Genomic DNA, 14,475 nt, shown 5'->3' with positions numbered 1-14,475 from the left:
GCGCCGTGAGGCGGCGCTGTTCAGATTCTCGGCCCGGCCCGGTGCCGAAACTTTGCTCGAAACTGTTTCATGGTGTTAGGTCCTTTTCGGGGATTGTGTTTGTCGGCGCATCAGATGCGCGCCAGTGCCGATCACCAGCAGCCCTAGGATCAGCTGCCAGGCCTGCCCGACACCGCCGGAGTTCGGAAGCGTTCCGGCGAGCGTGTTTGCGACCCTCAGGTTGAGGCCGTCCGTGCTCGCCACGTATTCGTCGTGCGATACCAACTTGATTTCGTAGGCGGTGCCGTCCGCGTTCGGGATGATCTGGAACGCCACCGGCCGAATCAAAAGGCTGTGCGATTTCGGGGCCTTCGTCTCCACGAGGTAATACGTGCCTGGTGCCAGCGCGATCGTGGCGATATTCGGGTCCGCGGGATCCGTCGGCACCGGCGCGGCGCCATGGACGGGCACGCACGAGGGCTTGCCTTTGTAGTCCGGGTAGATTGTGAATTCCGCGCCATGCAGCGGCGTCCCTTCGAAATTCACCTTGCTAAATCGAACGGTTGGTCGATCCGGGAATTGGAGCGGAATGCACGCGGTATTGTTCTGCGTACCGTCCGCATCGAAGGGGGCATGCACGCGGTTTCGCACGCCACCAACGAACTCGCCGTTTTCATCGCGATAGCATTCGCCGAGCCGTTTCCACACCGCGGTATCTTCCCGCCCAGCGGCGACCTTCACGGGGATCCGAATGGTAAACTCCACCGAGGTTTTGGCTGGTAGCTTGATGTTTTCCGCCAGTGTAAACACGCCTGCCACGCGCTGTGCAGGCACCGTGTGCACCTGGTTTTCCATGGTGACGCCGGCGTCGGCTGCGACGGTGACTTGCGCGTCGCCGGTGACCTCCGCGACGTCGAGAAGCGGCTCGTCCTTTAGCGTGATTACGGTCGCTCCCATCCGCGCCTCGGCGTTGCGCACGCGTATGCGATACTCGAGGTCTGCCGTGCCATTGGGGCGGACCTGCATTGCCTTGGCGGGGCGCGGATTTTTCTCCACATTCACCTTGGGCAGGGCCAGCTCCACGCAGGCGTGGTTATTGTCGGGGCCATCGAGGTCCTTGATGCGCTCGTCTACAAGGATGGAGTTTTGCAGGCCGCGAGGATCGCTCGCTTCCGCCTCGTTCGGGTCGGGGCCTACGCACTTGTGTTCGCCGATATGCTCCAGCAATTCACGCTGCACCGTTGCGCGCACGGTCACGAACAGCGTCTTGGTGGCACCGGCGGGAATCTCACCGATTGCCGCGCCCGGGATGATGCTGCGGCGGCGCACCACCTCGCCCTGCGCGACCTGCGGTTCCACCTGAATGCCGGTGAGCGCGGGGACGTTTTCCGCGGCGCGGAACTCCACGTCGGTGATGGTGCTGCCGGCGGGGTACGCCAGCTCATCGAACACCTCTCCGGTAAGCAGAAGCGCCTTATCGCGGACATTGGTGAATTCCAGGCGGTAGCGCGCGGTGAACTCGCCGGTACCGTCGCCGACCACCGTCACCTGTGCGCCGCTGCGGTCGAACGGCCGCTTGGCTATCTTTACGCGGTTGGAAGTCTCGTACCGGTTATCAAAAGTCACGTCTGGGGCCGTGGGCTTTTCGCCGACGATCAAACTTTTGGTCAGCTGGTCCTTCGGCGTGACCAGGTCAGCGCCGTCGATCTGGGCCTCAGGCTCCAGCTCCACGACCTTGCAGCAAGTGCCCGCCGGGAAAGTTTCAGGCGAGGTCACGGGTTCGCCATTGCCGGGCACCACCATGACCTGCGAATACTTGGTTCCATTGACGTTGCAGGTGTAGCGGAAGCTGTATTCCTTATCGGCAGCGCCATCGACCCCGCCCGCGTGCTTGGCCACGGTAAAGGGCAGGTTCCCGTGATTCAGCACGGCCTGATATAGCACGTCCTGGCGAGCGTTCTCCGCGACGGTAAACTTGCCGGGCTCGAATTTGCCCGCGCCCCACACCGTCTCCGCCGGGCTTTGCGACGCCGTGTTTGCCACATATTCGAGGCTCAGCTCAGTGCCGTCCGGGAATTGCGGGCCATCAGTTTCTTCCTCCGTGGACACCTGAATATCCACGCTGCCGGTGCGCTTATCGCGCTCCAGTTTGCCGGGGGCCTGCCAATCCGGGTAATCCGCGGCGGTGGCATTGCCGGGCAGGTCATACTTCACGCGCACCTTGAAGCGCACATCGCCGGAAAGGAATTCCTGCCCCTTGCCGGAAACCTCCACGCGCACGAGGAATCCACCGAACCCATCGGCCAGCGGCGCGAGCGCCACGGTGGTGCTTGGGCTTGCCGGGGTGGTGGCGGGCGCCGGCGAATCCTCCGCTTCGGCGGGTGCGGAGGTAGGGGCGGTTGTCGCTGGGGTGGACTCCTGCTCGCTGGTGGTCGCGGAAGGTTGCGGCGCTACCGCGTCCTCATTGGTGATCGCGGCCGCGCTGGCGGTGGTGGCCACAAGGCACGCAATTGCCGCAAGAAAAACAACCAGGCGGGATTGCCACACATGCAGAAATGTGCGATCAGTGTGCGCACCTTCTTGGCAATTTCGCATGTTGCTTCCTTTGGAACAATGTGTTGGGCAAAACCGCTCTTAACCTCGAACAACGCTGCGTCTGTCGGGTCTCCGGCGTTCCGTTAAGGCTGAAGCTAGCACGTGTCCAAGCGCCGTGGGAGCGTCGTTATTTTAACTACCTAACTACTTTCGAATTCCGATCCCCTATATTTTCTTAAGCTTCTTATTAAACAATTTCGCAAAAGGTATTCATATTGCTTACACATCCCGCCGTTCGGCCAGAGAGGCCCGGACCGCAAAGGGGCTGCAAGGCAAGGTCCTTGCGCAGGTTTTTGGCTATTACGCAGGGGATATCCATTCACGCAAAGATCCGTTAATCAAGGCGATGGGTTGCGCGCTGCCCACCAGCCTTAACGTGTAATGTGTTCGTTACTTACCTGGGGGTAAGGTCGGGGGCAAAACACGGGCCAGGGCACCTCCCGCGAACCCCCACAATGCCGCATTGCAAGCGCCCCCACCCAGCGGCCTTGCGCGAAAATTCCCAGGAAAACGGGCACTCGTCAGACCTCTCCCCGCATTACGTGCGTGAAGTGGTTGCAGGCCAGCTTGTCATTATACGAACCCCCAGTCCGCGAGCGAATCGCGGCAAGCCGCACAGGTTTTGTTTAAAAATGTCTTACCCCGAATTTTTGCCTGCGCTTATAATTAAGAATCGATTTTCAGGTTTTGCAATATTTGCACCTACCCGTAATGCACCAAAGCCCATTCACACATTCGCGCGAATTTATTCACCACTTCGTGTCGAATGCTCGCCAATCGCCGCCCTCCCCCAGAACGTATGTACAAGAAAACCCGCCCCAGACGGAAGTCACCGGGGCGGGAAGAAACCAAAGCGCCTAGCGGCTATTTAGCCACCAAGAGCTCGGCGATCTGCACGGTATTCAGCGCCGCGCCCTTGCGCAGGTTATCGCCGGAAACCACAAAGACCAAGCCCTTATCATCGTCCACGGACTGGTCCTGGCGGATGCGCCCAACCAAGGAGTCATCCTTTCCGGCGGCCGCCAACGGCGTAGGCACGTCGACGAGGGTGACGCCGGGGGCGTCGATAAGCGCCTCATTGGCCTGCGCAACGGTAATCGGGCTGGCAAACTCCGCGTGCACCACAAGCGTGTGCCCGGTAAACACGGGAACTCGCACGCAGGTACCGGCAACCTTCAGCTCAGGGATGCCCAGAATCTTGCGGGACTCGTTGCGGAGCTTCTGCTCTTCGTCGGTCTCCAAGGAACCGTCGTCGACCAAGGCGCCTGCCAGCGGCAATGCGTTGTAGGCGATCGGGGCAACATAGGGGCCGAAGCTTTCCGGCTGCAGCACCGAACCATCGTGGGTGAGCTCCACATTACGGTCGCCGATTTCCGCCACCTGCTGCGCCAGCGTATCCACACCTGCCAACCCCGAGCCCGAAACCGCCTGGTAGGAGGCCACGTGCAGGCGCACCAAACCGGCGAGATCATGAAGCGGCTTGAGCACCGGCATCGCCGCCATCGTGGTGCAGTTCGGGTTCGCAATAATGCCCTTGACCAGGTTTTCCTTGTCCTCCGGGTTGACCTCGGAAACGATCAGCGGAACCTCTGGGTCCTTGCGCCAGGCGGAAGAATTATCCACCACAATCGCGCCGGCCTCGGCGAACACCGGTGCGAACTTCTTGGAGGTGCTACCGCCGGCCGAGAACAGGGCGATATCAATGCCCTTCAGGTTCTCGGCTGTTACCTGTGCGAGGTCTTCAACAATTACGTCCTGGCCACGGAACGGAAGCTTGGTTCCGGCGGAACGTGCGGAAGCGAAGAACCGGATCGAATCGGCTGGAAAATTACGCTCTTCCAGGATTGCGCGCATCACGCGGCCAACCTGGCCGGTGGCGCCTACAACAGCGACGGTAGTCATGGCGTCCTTTCACACTCTCTACCCCAAAACATTCTGGGAGTCCGGTTAATCCTACCTCGCCGAACACAAATAAAACACCCCGGCCGCTCTTCCTCACAAGAGTGGTCGGGGTGCCAACGCCGCGATGCACTCACCCACCGGCTCAGTGCCCGCTGGGCTCGTTGCGGCCGTCGATGTAATTATGCCAAGGATCGATACCTCATTGGTTGAAAGTGAGCTATCTCTTATAGATCCGACCTTTGACCTCGCATTTTATCCCCCACGCCGTAGGCCACCACGCCTTAGGAGTTCGTCACCGCCAGCGGCACGATCCGCCACCACCATGGGGTTTCCTTCGTTTCGCTGAGGCTGATGCGCTGCGGGTCATCCGCGGGTGTGTTCGGCACCACGATAAACTCCGCGCTGCCATTGCCGCCGTCGATCACAGCCCCCGCGTGCGTGCTGCTAAACCCCGGCGTGCACCACCGCGTGTAGTTCTCCCCTGCGGGACGCTGCTGCTTGATCCGCACTTTGGTGCCCACGGGCAACGGCGGGAATTCGCCAAATTGTTCCCCCTGCCGGAGCTCGAATTTTGTTGCGGTTTCCACGCCGTTGTCTACCCACGAGGCCTGCATTTCAAACGCGCACCGCTCGTCTTGGTCGGTGCGTTCCTTGGCCACACTGAATGTGCCGAGTTCCACATAGGCGGCGGGGAGCGTCACGCGCGCTCGCCCTTGGTCGCCGGTGATGCCAGCTTTGATCTGGGTTTCGCTTTGCGATGTCGCCGCGTCCAGCCGGATGCGCCCACTGCTGGGAGGCTGGATATTCAACACGCAGGTGGCATAGGCGGGTATGCGTTCGATTTTGGCGGTTTGTTGGTGCCCGACTTGCACCTCGCCTTCATTGGTCACGGCCCCAGCCCGCACGCACCTATAGCGCACACCAGCTGCGGTGGGCTGCAGCTTACTCGCCTGCTTATCGACGCCGCGGATATCCAACCCCACCTCCAACTCACCCTCCCAATTGGAATATGTGGTCGTGGTTTCGGCCAGTGTTTCCCCGCCGGCCTCGATGCTGGTGGTGGAATCTTGCCCGTATTCGGCTTGTGCCGGCCCCGGCGCTTGGGTGATGGTGCACGTGTGGTCACTGGGGATCGGCGGGGAGCTTGCACGTTGGCCCGGCCCAATCGGGCCGAGCGTTCCGTGATAGTCGCCGGTTGGCGCTACGCAATGGTATTGGAATGTGAATGCGGCGCTTTGCCCGTGGCGGGGTGATAGCTGTTTTGCAATCACATACGCCCAACCTGGGTTAGCGAACATACTTGTTATTGGAATTGTGGGCAGGTTGGCGGCGGCAACGGTAATTGGGGAGCCCACTGCGGTGAGTGTGGCGCGGGGGAGGCGGGGCGTCGAGAAGCAGGTATAGCCTGCGGGGACGTCGGCGGATTCTTTGTGGCTGCCGGGCTGGATTGCCAGAATCTCACCGGTGATCGTACTGGCGTGCGGGTGCGTGCAGCGATAATCAATATCGAGGGGCGCTTGGCCGCCATCGCCGTTTGGTGCCACAACCTCGTGGGCTACCCGGAACCTGCCGAATGCCCGTTGATAACTGCCTGTGAATTCGACCGTGGCGAGGCCCTCCTTGCGTAATTGCACTTCCTTGATGCGCTCGGCGGCGGGCGTGGTATCCGTATAGCCTGCGATGGTCTCGGCGGGTGCTTCCTCGGTGATCTGGCAGGTGGTGCCGAGGGGGATATTGGCGAGCGCCTCCACCACCTGACCATCCGCCCTGGCCACGGCATAGCCTGCCTGGTTGGCGCATCGGTAGCGGTATCGAAAGACGAGGTTTTCCGCTGGTACGCCGTCCGCTTGGATGGTTTTACTGATGCCGAGGGTGGCCGTCGCGCGGCGATCGGTGGCGGAAAGCTTCACGTGGTCGGCGGTTCCAATGATATTGCGCTGGCCCGGCAGCGGGGTGCCCTCGGCGACCATGGAAAGCGCCATTGCCGCCAATACCCCGATGACAGCCACGCACAGGCGAATTCCGGAGAATCGCGAGTTCATTAAAACACCTTCCTGCGGCCGCTGGCACAGCATCAATACACTCTTCAAATTCGCCTATGATGGTACGCAATAAAGGTGGATGCAACACCTTGAGCAGGCATAATGCAGAGTGCACTATCGGTTATTCACCCCCATGGCAGCCTTTTGCAGACCGCTCCACTGAGCGAACCGTAAAAACCTGCTTATGCGTTTCGGGGTTTTCCCAAAAATAGCAATCAACCTGCGATGTTCTTGTGAGGCAGGGTGGGCTTATCGAAAACACTCGCGGGCATGTCACCTTGGAAAAAGTATTCCAATAGTCGTGGTGCCTGGCGATTAGGGTCCCGGCGGACGTTAAGAATTCGTCTCAGCTTGTTTCCAGTACCCCCGTCACGCAAACAACCCGGCGCACCGAAAACGGTGACCGGGTTGTGCGTTACGCAATATCGAGCTGGTTAGCTGTTGTTACGTCCGCGGCGCACGAGGAAGACACCGGCCGCAACGGCCAGGCCTGCGAGCGCCACCACTCCAAGCACGGAGGCACCGGTACGTGCCAGCGATGCCGGAGCATTGCTGCTCTTCGCTTGAGCGGGTGCCTGCGGGGTGGTGCTTTGCGGAGCGGAAGTGCTGGAACCATTGCTGGATCCACCACCGCCGCCGAGGATCGCCAGCGGCACCAGTGCCCACCACCACGGCGGGTTACCGGTATTGGTCAGGGTGACCAACTGCGGCTTATCTGCCGGGCTGTCGGCCACGATGGTCAGCTCCGCGGTGCCATCATGGTGATCAACGATGGCACCGGCACGGTCGCTCGTGAAACCGGGGGTGTGCCACTGAACGAACACACCATTGCCTGGGTGACGTTCCTTCAGCGTGACTTTGGTGCCCACGGGCAGCTCTGGGAACTCCTTGTAAACCTGGCCAGCGCGGATGGTGAATTCCTTGGTGGTTTCCACGCCATTGTCGGTCCAGATTGCGATCATGTGGAATTCGCGGTCTTTCCCAGCCGCCTCGCCAGTCAACCCGCCGAGTTCCTTGGTGATCGCAAAGTTACCCAACTCCACATAGGAGTTCAGCAGCTTGGCATCGGTAGAGCCACCATCAACGGTGATCTTCTCGGCGGTCACCTCGGTGGTGGACAACTCCGGCTGGAAGCGCAGGCTGCTCACCTTGGTGGAATCAAGCTTTTCGGTCACGGTACACACGGAGTTAGCCACGATGTTATCCACCGTCACGGTTTCCCCGGCCTTGACCTTGACGCTGCCCTCATTGGTGGTCTTATCGTTCTTCACACACTTGAATGCGGCTTCAAACTCATGACCCTGCAGCAGCTTCGAATCCGCCTTGATACCAAGGATCTGCTTAGAAACCTTCAGCGCACCCTTCCACTGGGAATAGGTGTTGGTCACCTCCACAGGGGTCTTACCGTCCTTGGTAATCACCAGCGTGGCATCCAGGCCCGTGGTAACCAGGTTGGAATCCACGATCTCCGCACCGACTTCCTTGACCTCACAGTTGAAGCCAGCCGGAATCTTCGGCGAGGTAGCGCTCGCACCAGCGGCGACGGTCAGCACACCCTCAATGGGGGCTTCCCCTGCACGATCCGCAGGCGGGGTGCACACATATTTGAAGTCGAAGGTCTTGCCAGCGGCGATACCATCAGGATCAACCAACTTCTTAGTGATGGTGAACTCGCCAAGGTCCTTGGTGTAGACGTTATCCACCTTGATCACCGGAATCGAAGCAACACCATCGGGTTGCTTCGCCACAATCTTCACACCATCGCCAATCTCGGTAACCAGCGTTGCGCCGACAACCTTGGCATCCCGTTCGGTGACCGTACAGACGTAGTTCGTCGGAATCTCAGCCGATTCGCCGGAACCATTAGCCGGCACACCAAGGATTTCACCGGTGATAGTGTCCTCACCCAGCACACACTTGTAATCAAAATCGAAGGTAGCGGGCGCAACAGCACCATCGACAACCTTCACGACCTTTTCAACCTTGAACTTGTTGAGCTGACGTGCATAGGTGTTCACAAACTCAGCAACCGCAGTCTCACCCTCACGTACAGTGACGGTCTTGGTCAACTGATCATCCGGGGTAAGGAAATCATAGTCCGCAATTTCAACAGCACTCTTGCTCTCCGTCACGGTGCATTCCGTGCCCACGGGAAGCTCAACCGGAGCCTCGATCACCAGGCCATTGCCGCGCGCGCGGACCTGGCCGGTTTCAGCACCACAGGTGTAGTCGAACACAAACTCACGTTCGGCAGCTTTACCGTTTTCACCTTCGGCCTTCTTCGCAACACCGAACTTGCCCTTCTTCACCGCATAATTATTGGTGTACTTCGCGCCCTCATCCTTACCAACAACAACCCGCTGCACAACCTCAGGGGTCACCGTCAAGATATGGTTGTGAATCTGCGCGGAGCCATCCGGCTCAACCCCAAGCTCCTCGACAGTGCACTCAGTACCAACCGGGAAAGTCTTCTCAGTCTCAGCAAACCCATTGCCCTTCACCTTCAACTCACCGGTATCAGCACCACAGGTGTATTTAAACGTGAACTCCTTTTCACCCGCCAAAGCACCAGCATCACCCGACACGGCCTTAGTGACACGCAGCTTTGCCTCATCCTTCTTAAAGGTATTGGTCACCACCAAAGTGCTTGCTTCGGCATCGTTGGAGACAGTGATCTCTCCACCGAGCTCGGCAGTGAAGTTGAAGTCCTCAAACTTGGGCTTATCCTTCGCTTCGTCAACAACTTTGCACTTCGTATCCAACGGGAATTCCGGCCCCGTGACAGGATCGCCCTTTGCCTTTAGCTTCAACTCGGTAGGCTGGTTCGCCTTTACCTTGCCATCGGCGCTGTCGTTGTCACACTGATACTTCACCGTAAACTCAGTATCATCGTTCAGGCCCTCAGGGCGCTCACCTGTGACAACTTTCTTAAGGAAGATCGGTGCAGCATTGAGCGTGTACTTGTTCGTGATCGTTACAAGGTTGCTGTCATTTTCGCCCTGGCCCTGCTTGATCGTCACCTTGCCGCCCTCGGGCGAATAGGTCACGTTGATACCGTACTTTTCGCCCACTTCGGCGGAGCTGACGTTTTCTTGCACAAGGCACTCGTGGCCAACGGGGATGCCCTTAATCTCTTTCACATCACCGTTAGTAGGTACCTTTACGCGCTCAGGCGGCACGTTATCCGTTGGCTGACCCGCAGGTACGCAAATGTAGTCGACTACAATTTCGTCTTTAAGCAACTTTTTGTCGGCTAGGCCCTGAACGTCTTTCTTGATCAGCAGGCTGCCGGTCGCCTTGGCGTACGAGTTGGTCACCGTGAGCACTACGCGCTCACCCGCTTGAAGCGCTTCAATAGACGCTTTATTACCGTCTATTAAAATGTCTTTGCCTTTATTCCGTTCACCAGCAAATACACCCGGTTCCCACTTGAACTGCGAGCCAGTAACGGCTGGCTCTTCAACGGTAACCTTGGCATCTTTATCGATGTTCTTAATCCAACAAGGCTGTGCTACCGATGTAGTACAAGTGCCTTCTTTGCCATTGATGGTGTACCGGATATCAAAGCGGTCCTTATCGGAAATAACACCATCAGGCCCGTCAAGCTTTTTCCGAATGATCAAATCAGCCTTGTTAGGATCACCGTAAGAATGTCCACCGACCTTCACATGAGGCCTCACCTCATTCGAAACAACCGGAATCGTACCATTAACCGTCGCGGTGTTCTTATGCTTCGGCGAGTCGTTATTTAACGAATCGAGTTTAGCGGCGGGAATGACTGAAAAAAACTCAACTAGATATGCAGAATCAGCAATCGGATTCTTTACAGTAATGTTAATCTTGTTGTTCTTTTCCCAAGGACTCTTAGTACCGCCAGTTACACCTTCAACAGTGACAACTTCACCCTTATTACCGCTGCCATTCGTTACCGCTAAAGTTGCAGAATCAACGAAGGCTACCCTATCCGCACACGGAATTTCAGCGTGCACATAATCGCCATCACCTTTACATACGGAGTTGTCATAGGTTTTCCAATAGCCTTTTTCAGCTGCCGCTCCAGTTCGGCGCGCAATTGTAACTTGCCCTTGGGTAGCCGGCGCAACATATTGAGGTAGCGATACTTTCTCTCCCGTGAATGGGTCTTCGAACTCTACATTCGTAAAAGTATCTTCCACCGTGAAGGTGTTAGACTGACCTATTTTGTCAGCTGGAATAACAACTTCCCAAACATACTGTACGTAGGGATCGCCATTGTTCGGATAATTATACGCAAAAGACCACTTCCCTGTCTTAGTGAAATCACCAGACTTTACGTTTTTGTCAGCAGGGTGGATATACTTTCCAACCGGCCCGCCTTTTTCGCCAGTGCGATAATAGTAACCATCTACTTTGTGAGGTCCCCAACTGATTTCCTCAGCTTTTTCAACGACAACTGCCGCAACGTCAAATTCGATATCGCCTCGAAGATTTAAGCTATTCTTACCAACTACAGCATCAGTGAATCGGCAGACAATTCGCTTGGCTGCATTTTTTCCCTCCTCATCGTACCCAATATCACACGTTTTGTATTCACCGGCTGTGAAGTCGAGCTTGTGAATACGAACATTAAGCCAGTTAGGAAGGTCGATGATTAGCAAGTCACCAGGCTTCGGTTTTTCGTGATCTCCTACAGCCCAATAGTATTTCAGTTTAAATTCACTGCCTTTATAGACCTTTCCTTTGGGCATAGAGTTCTCGTCTAGCACTGTGCCACCTGATATAAATTCAAGTTTAGTGGCGTAATTGTCAGCCCAGTTCACCGGCGACGCAGTAGCGCTAGTTGTGGGCTCCGCCTGTCCGCCTTCTGAACTCTCCCCTTGACCTTCAGGTTTATTTTCCGTCGTCGAAGTTGTTGTTAGACTCGGCTGGCTCGATTCACCAGCCTCACCCGTAGCGCCTTCGTCAGTCAACGATTCCGTAACCTCACCGTTGCCGGCATTCGGTGCCGCTTGCGCATTCGGCACTAAGACCAACATGGAACAGACGAGCGCGATCGCCGCAAAGAAGGCTGCAGCGACCAAAACTGCCTGTTTTGCCAGCCCTAGCCCAGCGGATTCACCTCTTCCGCGATTAAATAATAGATTCATAAATTAGCTTACCTACTTCGGTCGGTTCGTCGCAGGAACCTTTATAGAGCCTGAGGCGAACATTAGCTTAGAGCCAACATACTTTATGTAGCTTTCAGTGCAGGCGCACTTAACCCTAACTCTACATTGCAGTAACTCCTACCGAAAAATCCGCAATATCCCCGCTCAGCGACGTAAGTGATATATCATTAAATGCGATAACTGGCCATAGCTTACACATATCTATCGCACACAAATCTGCTGAGAAAACCTATAACCTAATAATTTACTAAATGCCACGACGCAACTTGGCCGATAACGGACGCATACCATTTATCACCCCCGATTACCCCAGACTTGAGGCCCCTCGATAAGCGTGATGTGCTGAGCAACATCGAGCTTTCAATTCAAATGCGGCCCTTCCAATAGACCTGTCCCCGATCTCCGGCGCTCACAGAGCGCGCAGCCAAGATCGGGGACTGGTGGCCGTCGACTATCCCCCTAACGCCCCGTCCCCGCGTACACCGTGGCTTGCTCTTCGCCGCCAAGGTCGAAGGCGTCGTGCAACGCGCGTACGGATTTCTCCACTTCGTTCTCCCGGATCAGCACAGAAATGCGAATCTCAGAGGTGGAGATCAGTTCGATGTTCACGCCGGCATCGCGAAGTGCCTCGCAGAATACTGCGGTAACGCCGGGGTGTGACTTCATGCCCGCGCCTACGAGCGAAACCTTGCCTATCTGGTCGTCGTAAAGCACGTTTTTGCAGCTGCCGTCGTCCTGCAGCTTTTTCAGCAGCTCCATGGCGCGGGGGCCGTCGGCACGCGGGCAGGTGAAGGTGATGTCGGTCCGCCCGTCCTCGAGCGAGGAAATGTTCTGCAACACCATGTCGATATTGATTTCAGCGTCGGCGATAACGCGGAACACCTTTGCGGCTTCGCCCGGCAGGTCCGGGATGCCCAGCACGGTGACCTTCGCCTCGGACACATCGGTAGCTACGCCTGCGAGTACTGCTTCTTCCACGGGAATATCCTCCATTGAACCGGCGACGAGCGTGCCGGGGTCATTGCTATAAGACGAACGAACGCGGAGCGGGACGTTAAAGGCGCGCGCATACTCCACACTGCGCAGCACCAGGATCTTCGAGCCCACCGCGGCGAGCTCCAGCATCTCCTCAAAGGACAGCTTTTCCAGCTTTTGTGCGTTGGGCACGATGCGCGGGTCGGCGGTATACACGCCGTCCACATCGGAGTAGATTTCGCACACGTCTGCGCCCAGCGCCGCGGCCAGCGCGACGGCCGTGGTGTCGGAGCCGCCGCGCCCCAGGGTGGTCACGTCGCGGGTGTCCTTGTTCACGCCTTGGAACCCGGCTACGAGGCAGATCTTGCCGTTATCCAGCGCGTCTCGCACGCGGGCGGGCGTGACATCCACAATGCGGGCGTTGCCGTGCCGTTCCGTGGTGAGCACGCCGGCCTGGGAGCCGGTAAAGGATTGCGCTTCTGCGCCAAAAGATTCGATCGCCATTGCGACCAATGCGTTAGAGATGCGCTCGCCAGCGGTGAGCAGCATGTCCATTTCGCGTGCCGGGGGGACGGGGTTTACCTGCGCTGCGAGGTCGAGCAATTCGTCTGTTGTGTCGCCCATCGCCGAGCAGACCACCACCACATCGTGGCCCTGCTTCTTGGTGGCCACGATTCGTTCGGCTACTGAGCGAATGCGTTCCGCGCTTTCAAGCGAGGACCCACCGTATTTCTGTACAACCAATGCCACTTGGCTGCCGCCTTTCGGTCCATCGACAAAAGTTATGTACCTGCATGGTAGCTTGCCGCCCCGCGCGCCGAACATTACAGCCCCCTTAGCGCAGCTTTTCGACGCCCCGACCGTCCCTCCCCCACGCCGCTACCACGTCGCGCGTTTCGGCCATGCGGACCCGCCCAAAATTCCGATAGTGAACTATTCTTATGGGAATGCAAAGCGATCTTCTTGCTGTGCTGTTCGCCCTCGCCTCCGCGATGACACTCGCTTGGGGCACGGTGGTTAGGCATCGCATCGCTGGTCAGGCCCCGGAAAACTCGAGCCCGCTGACCGGCATCCCGATCTTTTCCGTGGTAAAGCGCCCGCTGTGGTGGGCGGGCACGGTCACCGCTTTTGTCGGCTATGGTTTCCAGGTTGCGGCGTTGAGTTACGGCACCTTATTGGTGGTGCAGCCGGTGCTGGTGCTTTCGCTGATGTTTACGCTTCCGCTTTCGGCCTATTACGACGGCCGCCGCACCACCGCCACGGAAATGATGTGGTGCGGGATCCTGTCGCTGGCGGTGGCCACGCTGGTGGTGGTGGGCAAACCCGCCCCGGGCATGACGCAGCCGCCGCTTTCCTTGTGGATCCCGGCGATCGCGGTCGGCGCGGTGGTGCTGGGGATCCTGTATCGCCTCGCTTTCTCCTGCCCCAAGCAGTGGCGGGCCGTGCTCTTAGGCATTGTGACCAGTGGTTTGTTCGGCTATGTCGCCGTATTTTCCAAGGCCGCTGTGAATATCGTGGGCGAGCAGGGGGCAATCGGGCTGGTTACCAATTGGGAGCCATCGGCGGTGATTATTGGCGCGACATTGGCCACCGCCATGCAACAATCTTCGTTCCATGCGGACGCGCTGGAGAATTCGCTGCCCGCGATGACCATTTCGGGGCCGATCGTGGCCTTTGTCTTGGGCTACCTCGTGTTGGGGGAAAAATTTCAGGTTTCCGGATACTCCTGGATTTATATTGTGGCATCGCTCATAGCCATGGTCACGGCGGCGATCGCGTTATCCCGCCATTCGCCCTCGGCGTAGTCGCCCTGCACCGTGCCGGGGGTGTACTTC

6 protein-coding genes are annotated in these 14,475 nt (G+C 57.9%); 1 reads left to right on the top strand and 5 read right to left on the bottom strand.

Features of this window, described 5'->3' with window-relative positions:
* Nucleotides 1-75 precede the first annotated feature (75 nt).
* From CCANI_RS00635 to CCANI_RS00615, 5 genes are all read right to left on the bottom strand, one after another.
* The gene (locus CCANI_RS00635) at nucleotides 76-2,574 is read right to left on the bottom strand and encodes a DUF5979 domain-containing protein (protein WP_146324243.1); all 2,499 of its coding nucleotides are present in this window, start codon (nucleotides 2,572-2,574) and stop codon (nucleotides 76-78) included.
* An 864-nt stretch (nucleotides 2,575-3,438) separates the two neighbouring features.
* Complete coding sequence (locus CCANI_RS00630) at nucleotides 3,439-4,476, bottom strand: aspartate-semialdehyde dehydrogenase (RefSeq protein ID WP_146324244.1); 1,038 nt, start codon at nucleotides 4,474-4,476, stop codon at nucleotides 3,439-3,441.
* 281 nt (nucleotides 4,477-4,757) lie between these two features.
* Nucleotides 4,758-6,518 (bottom strand): DUF5979 domain-containing protein, encoded by a 1,761-nt coding sequence (locus CCANI_RS00625; protein ID WP_146324245.1) that lies wholly within the window; start codon nucleotides 6,516-6,518, stop codon nucleotides 4,758-4,760.
* A gap of 434 nt (nucleotides 6,519-6,952) precedes the next feature.
* A complete protein-coding gene (locus CCANI_RS00620) occupies nucleotides 6,953-11,644 on the bottom strand; it encodes a DUF5979 domain-containing protein (protein WP_290211513.1) in 4,692 nt (1,563 codons plus the stop codon).
* A 480-nt stretch (nucleotides 11,645-12,124) separates the two neighbouring features.
* On the bottom strand, nucleotides 12,125-13,390 hold the full coding sequence (locus CCANI_RS00615) for an aspartate kinase (RefSeq protein ID WP_146324787.1): 1,266 nt from the start codon (nucleotides 13,388-13,390) through the stop codon (nucleotides 12,125-12,127).
* A gap of 197 nt (nucleotides 13,391-13,587) precedes the next feature.
* Here CCANI_RS00615 and CCANI_RS00610 point away from each other — a divergent pair, with 197 nt between their 5' ends.
* Complete coding sequence (locus tag CCANI_RS00610) at nucleotides 13,588-14,445, top strand: DMT family transporter (protein ID WP_146324786.1); 858 nt, start codon at nucleotides 13,588-13,590, stop codon at nucleotides 14,443-14,445.
* Nucleotides 14,446-14,475 lie beyond the last annotated feature (30 nt).

Source organism: Corynebacterium canis, from assembly GCF_030408595.1.
GTDB classification, from domain to species: Bacteria; Actinomycetota; Actinomycetes; order Mycobacteriales; family Mycobacteriaceae; genus Corynebacterium; species Corynebacterium canis.
Note: the sequence above shows the minus strand (reverse complement) of the source record. Positions and strands in the feature narration are given on the sequence as shown.